We start from the raw sequence: 24,267 nt of genomic DNA on the forward strand, positions 1-24,267 counted from the left end.
ACAGTATGACAGTCAAACTCGAAGTCAAATCACTCTATAAAATCTTCGGAGAACAGCCGGAGAAAGTCTTCAAATTGCTGGAGAAAGGGCACGACCGCGCCAGCATTTTGAAAAAGACGGGTCAAACCCTGGGTGTGCATGGGGTGGATCTCGCCATCCACGAGGGAGAAATCTTTGTGGTAATGGGCTTGTCCGGTTCGGGCAAATCTACCCTGGTGCGTCTCTTCAACCGTCTTATCGAGCCGACCCGTGGTCAGGTGTTGATCGACGGTGAGGACATCGCCGCCATCTCGGACAGCGAGCTGCGTCAGGTAAGGCGCAAGAAGATCAGTATGGTGTTCCAATCTTTTGCCCTCATGCCTCATCTGAGCGTGCTGGAAAATGCCGCCTTTGGTCTGGAGCTGGCCGGTGTGCCGCTTCTCGAACGCCAGGAAAGTGCCCGCCAGGCACTCAATCAGGTGGGTCTGGGCCAGTGGGTGGACTCCTTCCCCGATGCCCTCTCCGGTGGCATGAAGCAAAGGGTTGGTCTGGCCCGCGCACTGGCCAATGACCCCGACATACTGTTGATGGATGAGGCTTTCTCCGCGCTGGATCCGCTGATCCGCACCGAGATGCAGGATGAACTGCTCAAGCTGCAGGCCAGCCATCAGCGCACCATCGTCTTTATCTCCCACGATCTGGATGAAGCGATGCGCATCGGTGATCGCATCGCCATCATGCAGGACGGTCAGGTGATCCAGATCGGGACACCCGACGAGATCCTGAGCCAACCGGCCAACGATTATGTGCGTGCCTTCTTTCGCGGCGTGGATCTGGCCAATGTGTTCAGTGCCCGCGATATCGTCAGCCGCAAGCAGATGCCGCTTATCAAGAAGCACACCACGGATGGCCCGGCTAATGCCCTGCGTCAACTCAAGGAGCAGGATCGCGAATTTGGTTATGTGGTGGATCGCAGTCGTCATTTTGTCGGCGTGGTATCCCTCGCGTCTCTTGCGCGCACAGTTGCCAGCAAGGGGAGTCTTGAACAGGCCTTACTGGATGAAGTGACGCCGTTATTAGCGGATACCCCGCTGCATGAGTTGATCAGTCTGGTGGCGGCTGCACCTTGTCAGGTGCCGGTCATTGAGGAGGATGGAACCTATCTGGGTCTTATCTCAAAGGCGAATCTACTCAACACCCTGGACAGGAGTACACCGGCATGAAGCAACTAATTTCTCTCTGTCTGGCGGCCCTGCTGCTGGCAAGCAATCCGGCCTGGGCTGAAGAGGTAACCGCCAATGCTCAGGATAGTGTGGTCAGCAGCGAGGTAACGGATGCAGCAGCAGATCCTTGGGGCAGTACAACCGAGACTGCGGTAGCCAGCAATGACTGGCAGACCGAGATCGTCTCGAAGGCGGAAGAGCCCGCTTTTGACCCTTTGGATCCTTTCCAGCATGCCTGGGTACCACTCGACCGTTGGGTTGAACAGGGTATTGGCGCGTTGGTGAGCAACTTCCGCCCCCTGTTCCAGATCATCCGGGCTCCGGTCGAAGTGACGCTAAATGCGCTGACCAGCGCGCTGCAGAGTATTCCTTCTTCCATCATGGTTGGTCTCTTGACTCTGGTGGCCTGGCAACTGGTCAGTGGGCGAATGGCGTTGGGAACACTGGTCTCGCTGATTGGTATAGGCCTCATTGGTGCCTGGTCTGATGCCATGGTGACCCTGTCGCTGGTACTGACCTCGCTCTTCTTCTGCATTTTGATCGGGCTGCCGGTGGGCATTTTGCTGGCTCGTAGCGAAAAGGCAACAGCCTGGACCCGGCCGCTGCTGGATGCCATGCAAACTACCCCGGCTTTCGTCTACCTCATTCCCATCGTTATGTTGTTCGGTATTGGTAATGTGCCCGGGGTCGTCGTCACCATTATTTTCGCGCTGCCGCCGATGATCAGGTTGACCATTTTGGGTATTCGTCAGGTACCTGAGGACCTTGTTGAAGCAGGTCACTCATTTGGTGCCAGTCCCTCCCAACTGTTGTTCAAGGTGCAACTGCCGCTTGCCATGCCCACCATCATGGCCGGGGTCAATCAGTCGCTGATGCTCTCCCTCTCCATGGTGGTCATTGCGTCCATGATAGCCGTGGGTGGCCTGGGGCAGATGGTATTGCGCGGTATCGGTCGTCTCGACATGGGGATGGCTTCGGTGGGGGGGCTTGGCATAGTCCTGCTTGCCATAGTGCTGGATCGTATGACTCAGGCGATGGGTCAGTCCAATTCCGGGCATGTCGGCCGCTGGTATCAGCATGGCCCGATTGCCTTGCTGCTCGCACCGTTCGGGCAGCGCAACAAGACTCACACTAAAGGAGAAAATGTATGAAAACCATCACCAAGGGATTGACGCTGGGTACTCTGTTGCTGAGTACGGCCGCCATGGCCGGCGTGACAGTTCAACCCATCCAGAGCACAGTGCCGGAGGAGGCGTTTCAGACCCTGCTGGTGAGCAAACTGCTGGGTGAGCTGGGCTATGACGTCAAATCTGCCAAAGAGGCGGATTACAATGTGGGTTATGCCTCGGTCGCCAGCGGCGATGCGACCTTTCTCACGTTCAACTGGAATCCGCTCCACAAAGACAAGTATGAAAAGGCCGGGGATGATGCCAAGTTCTACCGCAAGGGAACTTATGTAACCGGCGCGGCCCAGGGCTATCTCATCGACAAGGTCACTGCCGACAAATACGGCATCACCAACATAGCCCAGTTGAAGGATCCCAAGCTGGCTGCGCTGTTTGACAGTGATGGTGATGGCAAGGCTGACCTGGCTGGTTGCAACCCGGGCTGGGGCTGCGAGATGGTGATCAATCATCAGCTCAAGACTTACGGTCTGGATCAGACTGTGACTCATCAACAGGGGAATTACTCGGCCATCATTGCCGACACCATCACTCGTTACAAGGAACACAAACCGGTGTTTTACTACACCTGGACGCCTTACTGGGTAAGCGGCGAGCTGGTGCCGGGCAAGGATGTGGTATGGCTGGAAGTGCCTTATACCGCTTTGCCGGAGGGGCGTAAGGGTGACACCAAGTTAGCGAATGGCAAAAACTATGGTTTTGAGATGAATACCATGCACATAGTTGCCAACAAGGCGTTCGCCGAGGAAAACCCTGCTGCCGCCAAGCTGTTTGCCGAAATGAAGCTGCCCATCAATGACATCAACGTGCAAAACGGTTTGATGAAGCAGGGGCAGAACAAGCCGGCAGATATTGAGCGTCATGCTAATGCCTGGATCAAGGGACACGAAGCCCTGGTCAACGACTGGTTGACTCAGGCTCGCGCCGCCAAGTAAGCGGATAATCAGGGCGCAAGAAGGTGCCACGCTATCAGGGCGCGCCTTCACGCGCTGAATATCACCCATAAAAGCGCCCGGCAGTTGCCGGGCGCTTTTTTATTGTCAGAACCCTGAAGAGGGATCAGATACCTGAGCCGTCGTGCTCGCCGCTCTCTTCGTGCAGGCCGCACTCGCGCTTGAGGCCGAAGAAGCGGGTCTGCTCCTCGCTCATGCCCGGCTCCCACTTGGTGGTGGTGTGCACGTCGCCGACCGAGAGGTAGCCTTGTTCCCACAGTGGGTGGTAGGGCAGGTCGAACTCCTTGAAGTAGTAGAAGACGTCCTTGTTGCTCCAGTCGATGACAGGCAGGAACTTGAAGCGACCGCGCTGGATTGCCAGCACTGGCAGCTTGCCACGGCTGCCCGCCTGCTCCCGGCGCAGGCCGGAAAACCAGGTCTGGGCCCCCAGCTCGCTCAGGGCGCGGTCCATGGGTTCCACCTTGTTGAGCTGGTTGTAGCGGGTGATCCCCTCCACCCCCTGCTCCCACAGCAGGCCGAAACGCGCCTCCTGCCAGGCCGGTGACAGTTCTGCCCTGTGTATCTTCAGATTGAGTGCCAGCCGTTCGGTCAGCTCATCGATAAAGCGGTAGGTCTCGGGGAAGAGATAGCCGGTATCGGTGAGTACCACGGGTACGTCGTTGCGCTCACTGCTCACCAGGTGCAGCATCAGCGCGGCCTGGATGCCGAAGCTGGACGACAGCACATGTTCCCCCGGCAGCTTGGCCAGTGCCCAGCGCACCCGCTCGGGGGCGCTCATGGTGTCCAGCTCCCGGTTGAGGGGGGCCAGCACCTCTGTCTGCTCTTCACGGCCGAGGGTCAGCAGGGCTTGCAGGTCAAGACGGCCATTTTCAGTGACATCAAGCGGCATAGAAGTCCCTCGCTGAGTCGATAACGGGGGCCACCACACCAGTGCGGATCACGAAGTCACCGAAGCACTCCGCCGCAGTGCGTTCGGCAGCCCAGCGGCCGATCAGCCGATCCAGCTCGGCCAGGATCTGCGGCTCAGTGATGTTCTCCTGATAGAGGCGCGGGATGCGTGTCCCTTCTAGATTGCCACCCAGGTGCAGGTTGTAGCGGCCCGGTGCCTTGCCCACCAGACCCACTTCCGCCAGCATGGCGCGGCCGCAGCCATTGGGGCAGCCGGTGACCCGGAAGATGATGGCATCATCCGCCAGCCCGTGCTTGGTGAGCAAGCCCTCGATGTCGGTGACAAACGCCGGCAGCATACGCTCTGCCTCGGCCATCGCCAGCGGGCAGGTGGGCAGGGCCACGCAGGCCATGGACTGCTTGCGCTGCTCGCTCACGCCGTCATCCAGCAGGCCGTATTGACGCGCCAGGACTTCGATGCGCGCCTTCTCGCCAGCGGGGACGCCGGCGATGATGAGGTTCTGGTTGGCGGTCAGGCGGAAATCCCCCTGATGGATCTTGGCGATTTCCAGCATGCCGGTCTTGAGCGGCTTGCCCGGGAAGTCCAGCAAACGGCCATTCTCGATAAAGAGGGTCAGGTGGTGCTTGCCATCGATCCCTTCGACCCAGCCGAAGCGATCGCCACGGCTGGTGAACTCATAGGGACGACTCTCGGCGAAGGGGATACCTGCGCGGCTCTCCACCTCGGCCTTGAACGCCTCGACGCCAACACGTTCGAGTGTGTACTTGGTCTTGGCGTTCTTGCGGTTGACCCGGTTGCCCCAGTCACGCTGGGTGCTGACCACGGCGGCCGCCACCTCCAATACGTGGGAGAGGGGAATAAAGCCAAAATCACTCGCTTTGCGCGGGTAGGTGCTGGTGTCGCCGTGGGTCATGGCCAGACCCCCGCCCACCAGCACGTTGAAGCCCACCAGCTTGCCGCCTTCGGCAATGGCCACGAAGTTGAGATCGTTGGCGTGGATATCCACGTCGTTGTGAGGTGGGATCACCACTGTGGTCTTGAATTTGCGCGGCAGGTAGTTGGAACCCAGGATTGGCTCCTCATCCCCACCCAGCTTCTCGCCATCCAGCCAGATCTCGACATAGGCGCGGGTCTTGGGCAGCAGGTGCTCGGAGATTTTTGTGGCCCACTCGTAGGCTTCCTGATGCAGTTCAGACTCCACCGGATTGCTGGTGCAGAGCACGTTGCGGTTCACGTCGCCAGCGGTGGCGATGGAATCTATGCCGGTGCTGTTGAGGGTCTGGTGCATCAGCTTGATGTCGCGCTTCAATACCCCGTGGAACTGGAAGGTCTGACGGGTGGTCAGGCGGATGCTGCCATACAGGCTGTGCTCCTCGGCGAACTTGTCGATCACCTGCCATTGGGCCGGGGTGATGATGCCACCCGGCAGACGGGCGCGCAGCATGACGTTGTGCAGGGGCTCCAGCTTCTGGGCAGTACGCTCCGGGCGTATGTCTCTGTCATCCTGCTGATACATGCCGTGGAAGCGGATCAGCTGGAAGTTGTCGCCGTTGAAGCCGCCGGTGAGCGGGTCTTGCAGATCCTGCTCTATGGTGCCGCGCAGAAAGTTGCTCTCGCGCTTGAGGCGCTCGTTGTCGGCCAGCGGTCCTTCGACCGGTCCCGGAATCACTTGTTTGCTCATCAATAGACATCCCTTTGATAACGTTTGGCACGACGCAATTCGCTCAAATACTCTTCTGCTTCCTCACGGCTCTTGTGACCGTGTTCTGCAATCACATCCAGCAGGGCTTCCTGCACATCTTTCGCCATGTGGTTGGCATCGCCGCACACATAGAAGTGAGCGCCTGCTGCCAGCCACTGGTAGAGCTCCAGACCCGCTTCACGCAGTCTGTCCTGCACATAAATCTTGTTGGCCTGATCCCGGCTGAAGGCCAGCGAGATCTTCGACAGCAGGCCCGATTTCACATAGCGCTGCCACTCCACCTGATAGAGAAAGTCCTGAGTAAAGTGGGGGTTGCCGAAGAAGAGCCAGTTCTTGCCCTCGGCCCCTTGAGTCTCGCGCTCCTGCATAAAGGCGCGGAACGGAGCTATGCCGGTGCCCGGTCCCACCATGATGACGGGGGTATCGGGATTGGCCGGCAGGCGGAAGTTGTCGTTGTGCTCCACAAACACTCGCACCTCGGCATCTTCGGCCAGCCTGTCCGCCAGATAGGAGGAGGCGGCACCACTGCGCACGGTGCCATCTTCTTGCGGGTAGCGCACCACGCCAACGGTGAGATGCACCTCCTCTTCAACTTCGCTCTGGGCGGAGGCGATGGAGTAGAGGCGAGGGGTGAGGGGGCGCAGCAGGCCAGTCAACTGCTCCGCGCTGAGTTCGGTCGGGAAGCGCTTGAGCACATCCACCACCTGGGCTGAGGTGACCAGGGCATTGACCTGGGCCTTGTCACCGGCCAGGTCTTTGAGCGCTGCGTTACCCGAGATCTCTGCCAACCCCGCGATAAAGCCGCCGTGCAACCGGGTCAGTTCCAGATTGCGGGTGAGCACCTCGCGCAGGCTGCCGTGGGCGGTGGCTTCGTCACCACTGCGTCCGGCCAGGGCCAGCACTTCCCCCACCAGGTCGGCGTCGTTGTCGAACCAGACCCCGAGGGCATCCCCAGGCTGATAGGTCAGCCCTGACTCTTCGAGGCTGATCTCGATATGGCGGATATCCTTGGTGGAATCGCGGCCGGTGATCTTCTGATTCACCGACAGGCGGGCCGGGAAGGGATTGGCCTTGTCGTACTGGCTGTGACCGACAGCCGCTTGCACCGCCCCCGCCACACTGCTGGTGGCAACCCCGGCAGAAAGCGTGGCGGCAATGGCATTGACCGCCTGCTCGCCCCAGGCCTTGGCTGCTTCCTGATAGTCCACATCCAGGCTGGCAAGCTCATGAATGCGATCGGCGCCCGCCTTGGTCAGCAGGCTGTCAAAGTCCTGACCTGTCTGGCAGAAAAACTCGTAGGAGCTGTCACCCAGCCCCAGCACGGCGAACTTGAGCCCCTCCAGCTTGCCAACCTTGCCCTTCTTGAGCTGCTCGAACAGATCGACGGCGCTCTCCGGTGGTTCACCCTCCCCGTAAGTACTCACTACCACCAGCAGGTGAGTCTCTTTCTTGAGCTGCTTGGGTTTGTAATCTGCCATGGAGGTGAGGGTCACCGGCAAGCCGCGGGCTTGGGCTTGCGCCTGGATGGCACTGGCCACGCCTTTGGCATTGCCGGTCTGGGATCCGTAGAGAATGGTCAGGCTGCCGCCGGGTGCTGTCACTGCACCCGTTACCGCCACTGGCTGGCTGCCGGATTGGGAGAGACCGTAGAGATAGCCGCTCACCCAGACCAGTTGCTGGGTATTGAGGGTTGATAATGCCTGGTTCAGCTGACGTTGTTGTTCATCAGAGAGGGGGGCCAGATTGGTCAGGGAGTCCTTCAATTGCATCACACGCGTCTTCCATGGTCTGATTTTTGGTCAGGTTAAGGGGTGTGATGGATAACAACAAAGAATAAAAATGTCTTTTTTATTCTATTAATGCATTAAAACCCCAGGGGATCCTGTCTTGAGCCTGCTCGGGCTGTGCCCTGTTTCATGGTATAAACGGCGAAGAATGAGCCCCGTCGTGACGTCACAGGAAAAACGAATGCCGACTATCAGACTGTTTCATGTCAATGCCTTCAGCCAGCAGCCCTTTGGCGGCAACCCGGCCGTGGTGGTGCTGGGGCCGGCCCAGCCTGATGCGCGACTGCAGGCCATGGCGGCCGAGTTCAACCTGTCGGAGACCGCCTTTCTCACACCGGCAGGGGTGGCGTGCTATCAGCTACGCTGGTTTACCCCTCAGGTCGAGGTGGATCTCTGTGGTCACGGCACGCTCGCCGCCGCCCACGTGCTGTGGCAGACGGGGGAAGTGGCCCCTCAGGAGGTCATCCGTTTCGAGACCCGCAGCGGCGTCTTGCTGGCCCGGCGCGAGGGGGAATGGATCCAGCTCGACTTCCCGCGGATCCCGCTCACACCACTGGTGCTGGACCCGGCTTACGGGGCTGCGCTCGGCTGTACGCCGCGGCAGACCCTGGCGGCCGGGGCCAAGTTCCTGCTGGAGCTTGAAAGCGAAGAGGAGGTGAGGGGGCTAGTACCGGATTTTCATGCCCTGCGCGCCCTGCCAGGGCGGGGGCTGATGGTGACGGCCCCGTCCAGCCGTGCTGGCGATGACTTCGTCTCCCGCTATTTCGCTCCCTGGGTCGGGGTGGATGAGGATCCCGTCACCGGTTCCAACCACTGCGCTCTGGTGTCCTTCTGGGCCGAGCGACTGGGCAAGAGAGAGCTGCGGGCTCGCCAGATCTCGGCGCGCTGTGGGGAGCTGAAGCTTGTCCTGCAAGGGGATCGCGTCTTGATGTCGGGTCAGGCATTGACCCTCTGGCAGGGAGAGTGGCTGCTGCCATCCACCCTGTAAGGTACAAGTGTGTGCCCCTCTATGGTCGCCATAATGTTCGCCATAATGTTCGCCATAAAAAACGCCTCGCAGTTGCGGGGCGTTTCGTTGCCATCGAGTCACAGGTCTGGCCTGCACTCTGAGCTTATTTCTGTTGCGGGCGCAGGGCCGGGAACAGGATGACGTCACGGATGGTGTGGCTGTTGGTGAACAGCATCACCAGACGGTCGATACCGATACCCTGACCGGCAGTGGGCGGCAGGCCGTGTTCCAGCGCGGTCACGAAGTCGGCGTCGTAGAACATGGCTTCGTCGTCACCGGCTTCTTTCTGGTTCACCTGATCCTGGAAGCGCTTGGCCTGGTCTTCCGCATCGTTCAGCTCGGAGAAGCCGTTGGCCAGTTCGCGGCCACCGATGAAGAATTCGAAGCGGTCTGTCACGTCCGGGTTCACGTCGTTGCGGCGCGCCAGCGGAGAAACGGCTGCCGGGTACTCGGTGATGAAGGTGGGTTGCAGCAGCATGTGCTCTACCGTCTCTTCGAAGATGGCGGTGATCACGTGGCCCAGCTCCCAGCCCTTCATCAGCTCGATGTGCAGACGCTTGGCAACCGCCTTGGCGCTCTCCAGGGTAGCCAGATCCGCCGGGGTCACATCCGGGTTGAACTTCAGGATGGAGTCCACCATGGTGAGGCGCTGGAACGGCTGACCGAAATCGATGGTCAGGCCCTCTTCGCCCTCTTTGGCGTAACGGATCTTGGTGTCACCCAGAATGTCCTGGGCCAGGGTACGCAGCAGCTCCTCGGTCAGGTCCATCAGATCGATGTAGTCGGCATAGGCCATGTAGAACTCGATCATGGTGAACTCGGGGTTGTGACGCACCGAGATACCTTCGTTACGGAAGTTGCGGTTGATCTCGTACACGCGCTCGAAACCACCGACCACCAGACGCTTCAGGTAAAGCTCGGGGGCGATACGCAGGTACATGTCGATATCCAGCGCATTGTGGTGAGTGACGAACGGACGCGCGGAGGCGCCACCCGGGATGACCTGCATCATGGGGGTTTCCACTTCCATGAAGCGCTTGTCGTTGAAGAACTTGCGGATGCCGGCAACCACTTTGGTGCGGATCATGAAGGTCTTGCGGGACTCTTCGTTGGCGATCAGGTCCAGGTAACGCTGGCGGCAGCGTGCTTCCTGGTCGGTCAGGCCCTTGTGCTTCTCGGGCAGCGGACGCAGTGCCTTGGTCAGCAGGCGGATGGTGGAGACGTGTACCGAGAGTTCACCTGTGTTGGTACGGAACAGGGTCCCTTCCACGCCGACTATGTCACCCAGATCCCACTTCTTGAACTGCTCGTTGTAGAAGCCTTCCGGCAGATCGTCACGGGTCACGTAGATCTGGATCTTGCCAGCCATGTCCTGCAGGGTGGCGAAAGACGCCTTGCCCATGATCCGGCGGGTCATGATGCGACCGGCAATCTTCACCTGTTTACCCAAGGCCACCAGCTCTTCGGCGCTCTTGTCGCCAAATTCGGCATGCAGATCGCCAGAAAGGCTGTCACGACGGAAGTCGTTGGGGAAGGGGTTGCCCTGGGCGCGCAAGGCGGCCAGCTTGGAACGACGCTCCGTCATCTCGTTGTTCAGTTCGAGAGTGTGGTCGACTTCCGGAGTTGTGGTTTGTTCAGACATGGTGATTCCTGCTGTTCTGTTTTTACAGGCCTGATTTCAGGCTAGCTTCGATAAACTTGTCCAGGTCGCCGTCGAGTACCGCTTGGGTATTGCGGGTTTCGACGCCGGTGCGCAGATCCTTGATGCGTGCATCATCCAGCACATAGGAACGGATCTGGCTGCCCCAGCCGATATCGGACTTGGTCTCTTCGAGGGCTTGCTTCTCAGCGTTCTGCTTCTGAATTTCCAGCTCGTAGAGCTTGGCTTTCAGCTGCTTCATACACTGATCTTTGTTTTTGTGCTGGGAACGATCGTTCTGGCACTGTACCACGACACCGGTCGGGATGTGGGTGATACGTACCGCGGATTCGGTCCGGTTGACGTGCTGACCACCGGCGCCGGAAGCGCGGTAGACGTCGATCCGCAGGTCGGCCGGGTTGATCTCGATGTCGATGTCATCATCGATCTCGGGATAGACGAATACGGAACAGAATGAGGTGTGGCGACGGCCACCGGAGTCGAACGGTGATTTGCGAACCAGACGGTGGACGCCGGTTTCGGTACGCAACCAGCCGAAGGCATACTCGCCGGTGAACTTGACGGTGGCGGACTTGATGCCGGCCACGTCGCCGTCAGAGAGCTCGATAAGCTCCGGCTTGTAACCGTGGGCATCGCCCCAGCGCAGGTACATGCGCAGCACCATGTTGGCCCAATCCTGGGCTTCGGTACCACCTGAGCCGGACTGGATGTCGATGTAGCAATCGGAGCCGTCGTGCTGACCGGAGAACATGCGACGGAATTCGAGGTCCACCAGCTTGGTTTCAAGTACATCGGCTTCGGCCACGGCTTCGTTGAAGGTATCTTCGTCTTCCCCTTCCACCGCCAGGCTCACCAGCATCTCGACGTCTTCGGCACCCTGGGTCAGGGTGTCAATGGTGCCGACCACGTTCTCCAGGGAGACGCGCTCCTTGCCCAGCGCTTGTGCGCGCTCGGGCTCATTCCATACGTCCGGCTGTTCCAGCTCGGCGTTGACCTCTTCTAGACGCTCTTTCTTGGCGTCATAGTCAAAGGTACCCCCTAAGAAGCTCTGTCCTCTCAGACAGCTCCTTAAGTTTGTTTAATACAGGATTGACTTCAAACATCGTGAAAACTCTCGGGGTCGATGTGATTTAAAAACGGGATATTCTAGCCAATTGTGGAAGGAATAAACAGGGTCGCCTCTTCTTGTGCGCATCCGGTAGTCAATTTCTGGTGCAGTTTTCCCCAACTCGGTGGAAAATATCGTCCGCAGACTCATTTGCAGGTTCAGTTTTCGCCTGCCGGGTCGCTAATAACTACGCAGTGCTGTGCACTCTTTTGGGAAATCCGGTTCCTGACCTCATAAGAAGAAATCATGATGAAAAACCTATCACTCAAGCAGAAGATACTCTTGTCGGTGGTGATCGCCTTGTCATTGGTGATCCTGCTGCTCTCCTGGCAGAGCTATACCAGCCAGAAGTCCCTGTTGCTGCAAGGCAGTCAGGAACAGGTGCAACGATTGGGCAGCCAGCAGGCCGCCAGCGTCAGTGACTGGCTCTCTGCCCGTCGCGACGTGATCCAGGCCCTTGGCAACAAGGCCAGTGCAGAACCCCTCAATGCCCTGCAACAGGCGCAAGTGTCGGGTCGCTTCCAGCTCACCTACTTCGGTGAGGGTAATGGCAAGATGAACGACTCGGATCCTTCCATCAACCGTAGCGGTTATGATCCGCGCTCCCGTGGCTGGTATCAGGAAGCCATGAGCAAGGGCGGCCTCATTGTGACCAAGCCCTATCTGGACGTTGCCTACAACATCATGGTGGTGACGCTGGCCCAACCGGCTCAGGGCGGCGTGGTCGGTGGTGACCTCTCCATCGCATCCCTGGTAGAAGACATCACCAAGATGAAGCTGCCCGCCGACGGTTTTGCCATCATGATGCACAAGGATGGTACCGTCATCGCGTACAAGGACGCGGCCAAGGCGATGAAGCCGGCCACCGAGATCGACAACGATCTGACCAATGCCCTCATCGATCAGAGCAAGGCTGGCAATACCCTGATCCCTGCCTATTTTGACAGCGAAGGCCGTGACAAGCTGCTGATGGCAGTAGACATCCCGGATACCGACTGGGAACTGGTGCTGGTGCTGGACAAGGCTACCCTGGAAGCGCCGCTCTCCTCCTTGCTGATGACCCAGCTCGGTCTGGCCCTGCTGGTGCTGGTGGGCAGCATTCTCGCCATATCCTGGCTGGTCAGCCTGCTGCTCGGCCCGCTCACCAAGGTCTCCCAGGCCCTGGCCCGCATCGCCGACGGTAACGGTGATTTGACCCAGCGCATCAAGATCGACGCCAACGACGAAGTGGGCCAGCTGGCCAACAGCTTCAACCGTTTCGTCGGCAGTCAGCATCAGCTGATCGCCAACATCCGCAAGCTGGCCAACGAGCTGAACGCCGACGCCGAGCGCAGTCTGGTGACCAACCAGGCCTCGGTGGACGAGCTGCAGCGCCAGCAACAGGAAGTGACCATGGTTGCCACTGCCGTCACCGAGATGGCGAGCGCCACCATGGAGATCGCCGGCAACGCCGAGAACACGGCCGCTGCTGCCCAGCAATCCGCCCAGAGCAGTGAACAGGGCAAGATGCTGGTGAACCAGACCCGCCAGTCCATCAACGGTCTGGCCGAAGAGGTGGGGCAGGCGACCGCAGTGATCGGCGAGTTGAGCCGTCACGCCCAGGCCATTTCCGGCATACTCTCCACCATTCAGGGCATTGCCGAGCAGACCAACCTGCTGGCGTTGAACGCGGCCATCGAAGCGGCTCGTGCCGGTGAACAGGGTCGTGGTTTCGCCGTTGTGGCAGACGAAGTACGAGTGCTGTCCCGTCGTACCCAGGATTCCACCCAGGAGATCCAGTCCACTATCGAGACGCTGCAACAGACCACTGCCCGTGCGGTCAGCCTGATGCAGACCAGCCAGGGCCTGGCCGACAACAGCGTGAAAGACGCCGATGCCGCCGCTGCCGCGCTGGAAGAGATCACCCAGGCCGTCTCGCTTATCTCCGACATGGCGGGTCAGATCGCCACCGCCGCCGAGGAGCAGACCCAGGTGACTGGCGAGATCACCCAGAACACCACCGCCATCAAGGATGTGAGTGACGAGATCACTGCCGCCGCCATGCGCGATCTGGATCAGGCCCATCGCCTCAAGGGTCGTGCTACCGACCTGAACCAGCAGGTGTCGACCTTTATCCTGTAAGACTCAGGGTTGCAGCCTGTCCGGGCTGAAATGAAAAAGCCCCGCACTCGGCAGAGTGCGGGGCTTTTATTTTGTGGTTGTGGCGTGCTTACAGGAAAGGCATGGCCATAAACAACTTGATCACCATGGCGTTGATGATGTCGATGAAGAAGGCACCCACCATGGGCACCACCAGAAACGCCAGGTGGGACGGGCCGAAGCGCTGGGTAATGGCCTGCATGTTGGCAATGGCGGTCGGGGTGGCCCCCAGGCCGAAGCCGCAGTGGCCTGCCGCCAGCACGGCCGCGTCATAGTTGCTGCCCATAACCCTGAAGGTGACGAAGATGGCGTAGAGCGCCATCGCCAGCGTCTGGGCGACCAGCAAAATAAAGATGGGCAGAGCCAGACTCGCCAGATCCCACAGCTTCAGGCTCATCAGCGCCATGGCCAGGAACAGCGACAGACTGACGTTGCCGAGCAAAGAGACTTCCCGATCGCTCACTTCGTGCCAGTTCAGCAGGGTCAGCAGGTTGCGCAGCAGCACGCCGACAAACAGCACGCAGACGAAGACCGGCAGCTCGAAGGCGCCACCCTTGAGGTAGGCGGAGAGCATTTCGCCCCCTTTCAGGCTGATGGCGATCAGTGCCAGGGTCTCGATCAGGCTGAAGGTGGTGAGCGGACGTTCCATGTCGGGCATCTCGAAGCCCCGTGGTGCGTCGTCCTTGTTGTGCTCCTCGCCGGGCACCTGCACTTTTTTCACCAGATAGCGTGCTACCGGGCCACCGATCAGGCCCCCCAGTACCAGGCCGAAGGTGGCACAGGCGATGGCAAGCTCGGCGGCGGATTGCACCCCGTACTTCTCGGAGAAGGTGGCGCTCCAGGCCGCACCGGTACCGTGGCCGCCGGAGAGGGTAATGGAACCGGCCAGCAGTCCCATGTGCGGGTCCAGACCGAGCAGGGTCGCCAGACCCACCCCCAGGCTGTTTTGCACCAGCAGCAGGCCGGTCACCACCATCAGGAAGGTGATCACCGCCTTGCCGCCGCGCTTGAGGCTGGCAAGATCGGCGGAGAGACCGATGGAGGCGAAGAAGGCCAGCATCAGCGGAGTTTGCAGGCTGGTATCAAATTGCAGTTCCACCTGCAGGGTGGAGCGCAGCAACAGCAACACCAGGGCGACCACCAGGCCGCCGGCAACCGGTTTGGGGATGTTGAAGGTGCGCAGCAACCCGACGCGGGTCACCAGCACACGGCCGAACAGCAACACCAGAGTGGCTGCGACCAGGGTGGCGTAGGAATCAAGTTGTAACATTCAGTACTCCCATGTTGATTGGCTGTGTCTTTCGCTGATGAAGACTCAGAGATTCAGCCGGGATAAAAATCAGGGTGGCTCAGGTGCCAACAAAGAAGGGGCTGCAAGCCCCGGTCCCATGCAGAAATGGGATCGATGCGGGCCTGAATTGATCAGGCATCCAGATGAGATTTACGAAAAATCCGCCGGATAGTAGCAAAAAACACCACTTAAATCCATATTTGTCATATAAGTAGCCTTGGTGTGTGTTTGTTGCAACATTTAACACTGTTGGGATGGGCGTCATATTATGGGCGGGATCTGCTATTTCGCGGCTGTCATTTGGGGCGCCAGTCTCTATAATTCGCCGGTTTCCAGCCCACAAGAGGAAACCGGTCAGGTGTGAAGTCGTCGGTTTATTCCTTTATTAATTTGCCGGTTGCCGGTCCATCAAGAGGAGAGGGTGTGAAGAAGTCCATCTACATTGCTTACACGGGCGGTACCATAGGAATGCAGCGTTCCGACCACGGTTATGTGCCGATGGCGGGCTTTATGGAAGACTGTCTGGCGCGGATGCCCGAGTTTCATCGACCCGAGATGCCGGATTACCATATCCACGAATATGACCCCCTTATCGACTCCTCCGACATGACGCCTGCGGACTGGCAGCGGATCGCTGAGGATATTAAAGACAATTATGAGAAATACGACGGTTTCGTGATCCTGCACGGCACAGACACAATGTCGTTCACCGCCTCTGCGCTCTCCTTCATGCTCGAAGATCTGCACAAGCCGGTCATCATCACCGGCTCCCAGATCCCGCTCGCCGAGCTGCGCTCCGATGGTCAGCAGAACCTGCTCAATGCCCTCTATATCGCTGCCAACTACCCGATCCACGAGGTGACGCTGTTTTTCAACAACCAGCTCTATCGTGGCAACCGCAGCAAGAAGGTGCACGCCGATGGCTTCCACGCCTTCGACTCCCCCAACTATCCGCCACTGCTCAATGCCGGTATCGCCATCTCGCTGGAAGCGGGTGAGCTGGGGGAGCCGTCCGATCGTCCGCTGGTGCTGCACGACATTACCCCGCAGCCCATCGGCGTGGTGACCCTTTATCCGGGCATCTCCAGCGAGGTGATCGCCAACATATTGCAGCAGCCGGTGAAGGCGCTGATCCTGCTCTCGTTTGGCGTGGGCAATGCGCCGCAGAATCCGGCCATGCTGGCGCTGCTCTCCGAGGCATCTACCCGCGGCGTCATCATAGTCAACTTGAGTCAGTGCCTGCACGGCAAGGTCAACATGGGGGGCTATGCCACCGGCAATGCGCTCTCCCGTGCCGGGGTTATCTCGGGGTTTGACATGACTGCCGAGGCGGCGCTCACCAAGCTGCACTTCCTGCTGAGCCTGGACTTGCCTGCACCCCGCATCCGCGAGCTGATGCAACAGTCCCTGCGCGGCGAGCTGACGCCCTGAGAAACTGTCCACGATCTTGCTGCGAAGCCGTGATCAAGGCTCATGTGCTGCTCGCTTGTTTGTGAACAAGAGGGCTCATGTATGCCTATACACTCCGGTTCCTGCGCTGCTCTTCACCTTGCTGACGCCTTCTCGCGACAGGTCGTGAACAGCTTCTGGCCTCCTCATCATGAGGGGGGAGAGGAAAAAAGAGGGGAGCCACTATGGCTCCCCTCTTTGCTGTTTGCCGTATCCGGTCGCGGCACTGGATGGGCGGCCTGCCTCAGTGACTGAGGTCGATCCGCACTATCTCTTCCTCGTCACGGTACTGACGCTTGAGCTCGCTCTTGCTCTTCATCACTATCTCGCCGTCCCGGCCTATGTTCATGTGCTCGGGATTGTCGAGGTGCATCGCCTGCCAGGCCATCACGGCCTGCAGGGAGGTGGCCTTCTGCTCGTCGCTCAGGGGTTTGCCATCGGGCCATTTGCCCAGCTCGACCGCTGTCTTGAGCCGCTCGTACACTTCTTTGGGCATCTGTCTGATGGCCTGTTGAAACTCACCCTGTTGAAACGACATCCGGCTTCTCCTTGAAAATTGAGCCATGAACCCAGGTTCTTAGACGGGTAGATCCTGGCGGGCTATGCAGGTAGACCCTATTGGTCTATGCAGGCAGATCCTGGCGGACTACGCCAGCCATCTGCTCCATCACCCGCACTACCTGACAACTGTACCCGAACTCGTTGTCATACCATACGTAGAGGACGCAGTGATCTTCCTCGGCGATGGTGGCCTGGGAATCCACTATGCCTGCGAAGCGGGAACCCACCATGTCGGAGGAGACCAGCTCAGTGCTGGCGCTGAAATCGATCTGGCGATGCAGGGCCGAGCTTAGCGCCATCTGTTGCAGATAGACATTGAGACTCTCCCTGTCTGTGCTTTGCTCCAGGGAGAGGTTGATGATGGCCAGCGACACGTTGGGGGTGGGCACCCGAATGGCGTTGCCGGTCAGCTTGCCTTTGAGCTCCGGCAGTGCCTTGGCCACCGCCTTGGCTGCCCCCGTGCTGGTCATTACCATGTTGAGGGCTGCGCTGCGACCGCGACGCTCGCCCTTGTGATAGTTGTCTATCAGGTTCTGATCGTTGGTGTAGGAGTGGACCGTCTCCACGTGGCCGTGGCGGATGCCGTACTTGTCCTGCATCACCTTGAGCACAGGTGTGATGGCGTTGGTGGTACAAGAGGCGGCAGAGATGATCTTGTCATCTGGCCCGATCACTTCATGATTGACCCCGAACACCACGTTCTTCATGTCGCCCTTGCCCGGCGCCGTCAGCAGCACACGGGCGGCGCCGCGCGCCTTCAAGTGTTCGCTCAAACCGGCTTCGTCGCGCCAGACACCCGTGTTGTCGACGATGAGTGCATTGTGAATGTTGTATGCCGTGTAGTCGATGTCGCTCGGACTGTTGGCGTAGATCACCTGAATGAAGGTGCCGTTGGCGATGATGGCACTGCGATCACTGTCCACCTCGATGGAGCCGTTGAAGGGGCCATGTACCGAGTCACGGCGCAGCAGACTGGCGCGTTTCTCCAGATCTCCCTCACGGCCACCACGCACCACTATGGCTCGCAGACGCAGTGAGTTGGCGGCGCCGGTACGCTCTATGAGCAGGCGGGCCAGCAGGCGACCGATACGACCAAAACCGTAGAGCACCACGTCCGTCGGTTGCGGGATGTCACTCCGCCCCAGTGCTGGTGCCAACTTGGCCCGCAGGTAATCGTCAATGCCTGCTTCGTCCTGGTGATCCTGCCAGTAGCCGACGGCCAGCTTGCCAAGATCGATCTCGGCGGCGGTGGGGTTCAAGGCCAGGATGGCCTGGAGCAGGGGGAAGCTTTGCTGGATCGGAAGCGGGGTGCCCTGATGACGGCGGACGACCCTGTGGGCTTTGAGGATATCGATGGTGGAGGCGTTTTGCAGCGGGCGTCCGTAGAGGGTGATCTCGATCCCTTGTTGTCGGTAGAGGCGACCTATCAAGGGTTGCATGGCTTCGGCGAGCTCCTGGCTCTCCTGCCACGCCTGCAAGTAGTGCTCGTGGGTCATTAACCAGATCCTTTATTTCACGTTGTTGGGGCAAATAGAAATTCGTCGAATGCAGATCAGTGTAGGGGTGTATATTTCGTTATATCATTCTGCAATCGCGGCCTTATACGGCGCGCGCATTGTAATGGATATGTAGCCGGTTTGCTAGCCAGAGGTGGCTGCACAAGGCTCCCATTGTTACCAACCAGATGTGAACTATGACCCCTTTTCCACTGCGTTCCGTACTGCTCGGCCTCTCCTGCGGCCTGACTCTGATGGCCTGCAACGATGACAGGATCCACAACATCTGTGCCAATCATCCCGAGCTGTGTCAGGACCTGGTGGACGATGGCTGGTGCCGCTACGAGCGGACCGACATCATCCGCAGCCGCTTCTATCTGCAAGAAGAGGGGACGGACAGGCGCAAGTACGAGCTGATGCGCAATCTGGAGCGTTATCTCAAGTGTGCGGAGCGGTCGACCAACATAGAGTACAAGACGGCGAGGGAGCAGAAGAGCCCCAGAGTGGAAGGCATGCTGGCGGCCGGTGATCAGCTTACCGAGCTCGATGCGGCGACCCGCAACTCGCAGGATCCCTACCTGCTGCTCTGGCACTGGACCAACAACATCAACGAGCAGGCCCGTGAGCAATTCATGGCGCTGGAGGGGCAGCCAGTACTCAAAGAGCCCGAGCTGCAGCTGGCACTGGGGGGCATGTATGCCAAGAGTGCCCCACAGAAAGCCATCACTCTCATGCACCATGCCCTCTCCCTCTATGGAGAAGGGGACAAGGTCAACAGCCGGATCCTCACCTCTCTGAGCACCCTCTACATGGGCCAGAAGGAGTACGGTCTGGCGTATCTGTGGGGCAAGGTGAGCGAGTCGTTTCAGGATACGCCCGACGTTTCGGCCAAGCGTTTGGGCCTTTATCATGCGTTGAGCAAGGCAGATCAGGAGGCCTGGGACAGTCAGGCCGCCACCATAGTCGAGCAGCTAAAAAGCGGGACTTATCGTCCCTGATCCCTGATGAACCAGATAAAACAACTGGCCAGTGACTGGCCTCATCCCTTCGACATCCAGCTGAAGCACGGCCAGGTGGCCATTGATGGCCGCAGGCTGGAGCGCGTGACAGTCAGGGCCATAGTCCTGCGTGGCGACCGGCTGTTGTTGGTGCACTCCCGGGTCAACGGCGATCTCATGTTTCCCGGTGGCGGCATTGAAGAAGGGGAGTGCCACGGCACTGCCCTGGCTCGCGAGCTGCGGGAAGAGTGTGGTGCCGAGCTGGTGGAGGTCGGCGCCCTGCTCGGCCAGACGCGGGAGTACCGCGCCGCCCGGGAGGCCGACTATGACGCCTATTGCATCCGCTCTTTCTATTACCTGTGTCGTGTCGGTGAGGGGTGGAGTGAACCTCGCCCCCAGCCCTACGAGGTACGGCTAGGTTTCACCCCTGGCTGGTTCGAGCTGGATGATGCGCTGCAAACCAACAAGACCCAGCTGGCGGGTCCTTGTCCCCAGTGGACGGCGCGGGAGACCCGGGTACTAGCCGAGTTGCATCATTGGCACGAGTCCGGCCTGCTGGTGTGAATCAGGTCCCTTGAGCCAGATGCAAAAAAACGCCCGAAGGCGTTTTTTTTATTGCGAGTGTCCGATTACTGCACACATACAGGGCAGAAGGCATAGGTGCCTTGGGGGTCGTTGAAGCGGGTCAGCGGATCCAGGCCGCGGTTCACCTCCACCAACGCCTTGCCAAATCCGGCCGGCAACCAGCTTTGCAGGTGCGGGGCCAGTGCCTCGGCGCTGCTGTCGAACAGCTGGCGCAGGAACTTGTCTTTGGCTGACTCCTCTTTTTCTATGGGGGTGACCTGCCACTCCTTGAGGTTGGCAAGGGTGGCCGCCGCCTTGATGGCGTCCTCCTGATTACCGAATTCATCCACCAGACCCAGCGCCTTGGCATCCTGGCCGGTCCAGACCCGGCCTTCGGCGGCTTTTTCCGCCTCTTGCGGGCTCAGGCCACGGCCCTTGCTCACCAGACCGACGAAGCGCTGATAGGTATCTTCCACACTCAGCTGAATGGCTTGCCCGACGTGATCAGGCAGGGCGCGGGTCAGGCCGACTCCAACGTAATCCGTGGTGCCCACCCCATCCGTGTGCACCCCGTATTGGGAGAGCGCCTTGTCGATGGTGGCGAACATGCCGAACACCCCTATGGAGCCGGTGAGGGTGGTAGGGGAGGCGAAGATCTTGTCCGCATCGGCGGAGATCCAGTAGCCACCCGAGGCAGCGTAGCTCCCCATGGAGATCACCACCGGTTTGCCGGACTGTTTCAGCGCCAGCAGTTCGGCGCGGATCTGCTCGGCGGCGAAGGCGCTGCCACCCGGGCTGTCGACCCGCAGCACCACGGCTTTCACCTTGTCGTCACGGCGGGCATCGGCCAGCAGATCCGACAGGCTGTCGCCACCTATGGTACCGGCCGACTGCACGCCATCCATGATGGCACCGCTGGCAACAATGAGGCCCACCTCATCCTTGCCACTCTGGGGATATTGCTCGGGTGCCGCCGCCAGGTACTCTTTCAGGCCAACCCCTTTCCAGCCGTGATCCTTGCTTTCACCCACTTCCTTGATGACTGCCTGGGTCATCTCGTCACGGGTGGCGAGCTGATCCACCAGACCGTTGTCGAGGGCGTAGCTGGCAGCGTTGCCGCCGGCCTTGCGCAGCAGCTCGAGGAAACGATCTTTGCTTGGGGCGACGGCCTCGGGTTCTATCTCCCGCTGCTCGGCCACGTCTGCCACATAGGATTGCCACAGCTGATCCAGCCAGCGCTGGTTCGCCTCTTTGCTTTCGGGTGACATATCATTGCGGGTATAAGGTTCGACGAAGGATTTGTAGGTACCGACCTTGAACACGTGAGGGGTGATGTTGAGCTTCTCCAGCGCCGACTTGAAGTAGGTCTGGTAGACGCCGAGCCCCTCGATCAGCACGGCGCCGCTCTGGTTGAGCAGCACATGATCGGCGTGAGCGGCCAGCAGATACTGACCCTGGTTGTAGTAGTCGGCCATGGCGATGACAGGTTTGCCACTCTCCCGGAAGGAGTCGATGGCGCCAGCCACTTCCTGCAGCTTGGACAAGCTGGTGCCCTGCAGCCCTTGTGGCTTGATCACCAGCGCCTTGATGCGATCGTCATCTTTTGCGCTGCGAATGGCCCAAAGCAGATCGGAGAGGACGATCTCGCTCGGTTGGTCGTCGCTGCTGTCCATCTGTCGCAGCAACTGTACTGTGGGATCTGTCTGGGAGCGCTGTTCCACCAGTACGCCGTTGAGATTGAGAGTCAGGGCCCCTTCGATGGGCGCCTGTGGTGCCTCTTTTTGGCTGAAGCTAAAGATGATGACCAGCACCAGAATGAGAAACAGCAGATTGACCAGCATCAGCCGGGTGAAGTTGAGCAGGCGCCAGAGACTGCGAAACAGCCAACCCAGACCTTTGAAAATAGACATAGTCGCGTTATCGCCCTGTTAATGGGTAGAGAAGGGTCATTATTAACCAGTTGGCCGGTGAATTGCCATTTCCGCTTCGGTCCGATCATGGTGCGATCGCCTTCTCTTGCTTCGGGATACGCCTGTTCGCCGAAAAAATGTCCAAACATTTGTTTGAAAAAGCATTTTTGATTCTTTACTCTAGCTGCAATTTGATAACAAAAAATTAACTGGAGGCATTGTGAGCCTTTATCCTACGTTGCTGACGCCCCTTGACCTCGGGTTTACCCAGTTGAAGAACCGGGTACTGATGGGTTCCATGCATACCGGCCTTGAAGAGGAGAAGGGTGGCTTTGACAAGCTGGCCGCCTTCTATGCCGAGCGCGCCCGTGGCGGTGTCGGCCTCATCGTCACTGGTGGCATAGCCCCCAATCTGCGTGGGCGGCTGGTGCCCCACGGCTCACAGCTGAGCTTCCCCTGGCAAGTCGCCAAGCACAAGAAGGTGACTCAGGCGGTGCATCAGGAGGGGGGCAAGATAGCGCTGCAGATCCTCCATGCCGGCCGCTATGCCTACCATCCCTTCAGTCTGGCGCCGAGCGCCCTCAAGGCGCCCATATCCCCCTTCAAGCCGCGCGCCATGAGCGAGCGGCAAATCCGCGGTACCATTCGTGACTTTGCCTCCACCGCGCAGCTGGCCAGGGCGGCCGGTTACGACGGCGTCGAAGTGATGGGGTCGGAAGGCTATCTCATCAACCAGTTCATCTGCGAGCGCACCAACAAACGCACCGATGGCTGGGGTGGCAGCAATGAAAACCGGATGCGTTTTCCGGTGGAGATAGTGCGGGCCATCCGCGAGCGGGTCGGCACGGATTTCATCATCATCTTCCGCCTCTCCATGCTGGATCTGGTGGAGCAGGGGTCGACGCTGGAGGAGGTGGTAGCCCTTGGCAAGGCGCTGGAGCAGGTCGGCGTGACCCTGATCAACACCGGCATTGGCTGGCACGAGGCGCGCATTCCAACCATAGCCACCAGCGTGCCGCGCGGTGCCTTCAGCTGGGTGACCGCCGAGCTGAAAAAGCACCTCACAGTGCCGCTCATCACCACCAACCGGATCAATACCCCGGAAGTGGCCGAGCGCATATTAGCCCAGGGAGAAGCGGATATGGTCTCCATGGCGCGTCCCTTCCTGGCTGACCCTGAATTTGTCATCAAGGCTGCCGAGAACCGGGCGGACGAGATCAACACCTGCATCGCCTGCAACCAGGCCTGCCTGGATCACGTGTTCAAGCAAAAACGCGCCTCCTGCCTGGTCAATCCCCGCGCCTGTTTCGAGACCGAGCTGACGTTTGGCCGCGTGCCCCAGCCCAAGAAGCTGGCGGTGGTGGGGGCGGGTCCGGCCGGGCTGGCGTTCGCCTGTTACGCCGCCGAGCGCGGCCATCAGGTGAGCCTGTTCGATCAGGCGAGCGAGATTGGTGGTCAGTTCAACTTTGCCAAGCAGATCCCGGGCAAGGAGGAGTTTCACGAGACTCTTCGTTATTTTGCCAGACGGCTGGAGAAGTGCGGCGTCGAGCTCTACCTCGGCCAGCGCCAGAGCGCCGAGAGTTTGCTCGGCGGCGGCTTTGACGAAGTGATCCTCGCCACCGGCATACGCCCGCGTACCCCGAACATACCAGGCATAGAGCATCCCAAGGTGCTCAATTACATCGACGTGCTGCGGGATCACAAACCGGTCGGCCAGAAGGTGGCGGTGATCGGTGCCGGTGGCATCGGCTTCGATGTGGCCGAATACCTTGTGGAGAAGAAGGCTGATTGCGGTACAGACGGACATCGCGATCACTGGCTCAAGGAGTGGGGCATCGACAAGCAGCTTGGCGAGCGCGGTGGCCTGATCACGCCGGAGATCGACGCCCCCGAACGCCAGATCTGGCTGCTCCAGCGCAAGGAGAGCAAGGTGGGTGACGGTCTGGGCAAGACCACCGGCTGGATCCACAGAACCGTGCTCAAGAACCGCAAGGTACAGATGCTTTCCGGCGTCCAGTACCTTGGCATCGACGATGAAGGCTTGCATATCCAGATAGGTGAAGCCAAACAGTGCCTGCCGGTGGATCAGGTGATCATCTGTGCAGGCCAGGAGCCTCTCAAGGAGCTGCAGGCTGGTTTGCAGGTGGCAGGCAAGCCGGTGCACATCATAGGTGGCGCCGACGTGGCCGCCGAGCTGGATGCCAAGCGGGCGATCCGCCAGGGGGCCGAGCTGGCCGCCGTTATCTAGTTGCTCCGCCCTGGCCCGCTATCGGTCTGATATTGCGATAAACCCCTGAGGCTCAGGGGTTTTCTTCATTGTGCGCTGTGCTAAGGTAGCGCCATC

General features: G+C 59.6%; 18 protein-coding genes. 9 read left to right on the forward strand and 9 right to left on the reverse strand.

The genetic code is table 11. The annotated features are described in order from the left end of the window. Window positions 1-5 precede the first annotated feature (5 nt). From proV to proX, 3 genes are read left to right on the forward strand one after another with little or no spacing between them, the layout of a single operon-like run. A complete protein-coding gene (gene proV, locus GWQ29_RS16470) occupies window positions 6-1,202 on the forward strand; it encodes a glycine betaine/L-proline ABC transporter ATP-binding protein ProV (protein WP_111588425.1) in 1,197 nt (398 codons plus the stop codon). After that, window positions 1,199-2,353 carry a glycine betaine/L-proline ABC transporter permease ProW gene (proW, locus tag GWQ29_RS16475; RefSeq protein WP_234576559.1) on the forward strand — a complete coding sequence of 385 codons (1,155 nt, stop codon included), beginning with the start codon at window positions 1,199-1,201 and terminating at the stop codon, window positions 2,351-2,353. The genes proV and proW overlap by 4 nt, the downstream gene beginning before the upstream one ends. Continuing rightward, complete coding sequence (gene proX / locus GWQ29_RS16480; protein WP_111588427.1) at window positions 2,350-3,321, forward strand: glycine betaine/L-proline ABC transporter substrate-binding protein ProX; 972 nt, start codon at window positions 2,350-2,352, stop codon at window positions 3,319-3,321. The genes proW and proX overlap by 4 nt, the downstream gene beginning before the upstream one ends. Before the next feature lie 124 nt (window positions 3,322-3,445). Here the strand turns inward: proX and GWQ29_RS16485 are convergent, their stop codons facing one another. The 3 genes from GWQ29_RS16485 to GWQ29_RS16495 are packed head-to-tail and all read right to left on the reverse strand — an operon-like array spanning window position 3,446 to window position 7,720. After that, the gene (locus tag GWQ29_RS16485; RefSeq protein WP_275919866.1) at window positions 3,446-4,228 is read right to left on the reverse strand and encodes a phosphoadenylyl-sulfate reductase; all 783 of its coding nucleotides are present in this window, start codon (window positions 4,226-4,228) and stop codon (window positions 3,446-3,448) included. Continuing rightward, window positions 4,218-5,930 (reverse strand): assimilatory sulfite reductase (NADPH) hemoprotein subunit, encoded by a 1,713-nt coding sequence (gene cysI / locus GWQ29_RS16490; RefSeq protein ID WP_275919867.1) that lies wholly within the window; start codon window positions 5,928-5,930, stop codon window positions 4,218-4,220. Before cysI ends, GWQ29_RS16485 begins: the two co-directional genes overlap by 11 nt. Then, window positions 5,930-7,720: an assimilatory sulfite reductase (NADPH) flavoprotein subunit gene (locus tag GWQ29_RS16495; RefSeq protein WP_275919877.1), complete on the reverse strand. Its 1,791-nt coding sequence runs from the start codon at window positions 7,718-7,720 to the stop codon at window positions 5,930-5,932. Before GWQ29_RS16495 ends, cysI begins: the two co-directional genes overlap by 1 nt. A 199-nt stretch (window positions 7,721-7,919) precedes the next feature. Here GWQ29_RS16495 and GWQ29_RS16500 point away from each other — a divergent pair, with 199 nt between their 5' ends. After that, window positions 7,920-8,726 (forward strand): PhzF family phenazine biosynthesis protein, encoded by an 807-nt coding sequence (locus tag GWQ29_RS16500; protein ID WP_275919868.1) that lies wholly within the window; start codon window positions 7,920-7,922, stop codon window positions 8,724-8,726. A gap of 124 nt (window positions 8,727-8,850) precedes the next feature. Here GWQ29_RS16500 and lysS read toward each other — a convergent pair whose 3' ends face one another. Then, a complete protein-coding gene (gene lysS / locus GWQ29_RS16505; RefSeq protein WP_021138091.1) occupies window positions 8,851-10,389 on the reverse strand; it encodes a lysine--tRNA ligase in 1,539 nt (512 codons plus the stop codon). Between the two features lie 22 nt (window positions 10,390-10,411). Further along, a protein-coding gene (gene prfB / locus GWQ29_RS16510; protein ID WP_096118696.1) for a peptide chain release factor 2 occupies window positions 10,412-11,510 on the reverse strand; the annotation gives its coding sequence in 2 pieces (ribosomal slippage) (window positions 10,412-11,434 and window positions 11,436-11,510; 1,098 coding nt in all). Window positions 11,511-11,764: 254 nt separating this feature from the next. Between prfB and GWQ29_RS16515 the strand changes: the two genes are divergently transcribed. Beyond that, window positions 11,765-13,636: a methyl-accepting chemotaxis protein gene (locus GWQ29_RS16515; RefSeq protein WP_021138093.1), complete on the forward strand. Its 1,872-nt coding sequence runs from the start codon at window positions 11,765-11,767 to the stop codon at window positions 13,634-13,636. A gap of 88 nt (window positions 13,637-13,724) precedes the next feature. On the opposite strand, the gene gltS is transcribed toward GWQ29_RS16515, so the two are convergent. Further along, window positions 13,725-14,924, reverse strand: a complete 1,200-nt coding sequence (gene gltS / locus GWQ29_RS16520) for a sodium/glutamate symporter (protein WP_021138094.1) — start codon at window positions 14,922-14,924, stop codon at window positions 13,725-13,727. A 444-nt stretch (window positions 14,925-15,368) separates the two neighbouring features. On the opposite strand from gltS, the gene ansA reads away from it, so the two are divergent. Then, window positions 15,369-16,376 (forward strand): asparaginase, encoded by a 1,008-nt coding sequence (ansA, locus tag GWQ29_RS16525; RefSeq protein ID WP_275919869.1) that lies wholly within the window; start codon window positions 15,369-15,371, stop codon window positions 16,374-16,376. 262 nt (window positions 16,377-16,638) lie between these two features. Here ansA and GWQ29_RS16530 read toward each other — a convergent pair whose 3' ends face one another. Together GWQ29_RS16530 and GWQ29_RS16535 are read right to left on the reverse strand one after the other, a co-directional pair. Further along, window positions 16,639-16,932: a DUF1315 family protein gene (locus tag GWQ29_RS16530; protein ID WP_005317709.1), complete on the reverse strand. Its 294-nt coding sequence runs from the start codon at window positions 16,930-16,932 to the stop codon at window positions 16,639-16,641. A gap of 85 nt (window positions 16,933-17,017) precedes the next feature. Next, the gene (locus GWQ29_RS16535) at window positions 17,018-18,451 is read right to left on the reverse strand and encodes a glyceraldehyde-3-phosphate dehydrogenase (RefSeq protein WP_275919870.1); all 1,434 of its coding nucleotides are present in this window, start codon (window positions 18,449-18,451) and stop codon (window positions 17,018-17,020) included. A gap of 197 nt (window positions 18,452-18,648) precedes the next feature. Here GWQ29_RS16535 and GWQ29_RS16540 point away from each other — a divergent pair, with 197 nt between their 5' ends. Together GWQ29_RS16540 and GWQ29_RS16545 are read left to right on the forward strand one after the other, a co-directional pair. After that, entirely contained in the window at window positions 18,649-19,449 is an 801-nt protein-coding gene (locus GWQ29_RS16540) for a DUF2989 domain-containing protein (protein ID WP_111588433.1), read from the forward strand. Between the two features lie 6 nt (window positions 19,450-19,455). Next, window positions 19,456-20,013 carry an NUDIX domain-containing protein gene (locus GWQ29_RS16545; RefSeq protein ID WP_059111386.1) on the forward strand — a complete coding sequence of 186 codons (558 nt, stop codon included), beginning with the start codon at window positions 19,456-19,458 and terminating at the stop codon, window positions 20,011-20,013. Between the two features lie 65 nt (window positions 20,014-20,078). Here GWQ29_RS16545 and sppA read toward each other — a convergent pair whose 3' ends face one another. Next, entirely contained in the window at window positions 20,079-21,923 is a 1,845-nt protein-coding gene (gene sppA / locus GWQ29_RS16550; protein ID WP_275919871.1) for a signal peptide peptidase SppA, read from the reverse strand. 220 nt (window positions 21,924-22,143) lie between these two features. Between sppA and GWQ29_RS16555 the strand changes: the two genes are divergently transcribed. Then, window positions 22,144-24,171, forward strand: coding sequence for an NADPH-dependent 2,4-dienoyl-CoA reductase (locus tag GWQ29_RS16555; protein WP_275919872.1), 2,028 nt, complete (start codon window positions 22,144-22,146; stop codon window positions 24,169-24,171). The last annotated feature ends 96 nt before the right edge of the window (window positions 24,172-24,267 follow it).

The organism is Aeromonas sp. 2HA2 (assembly GCF_029237345.1).
In the GTDB taxonomy this organism is placed as follows: Bacteria; Pseudomonadota; Gammaproteobacteria; order Enterobacterales; family Aeromonadaceae; genus Aeromonas; species Aeromonas salmonicida.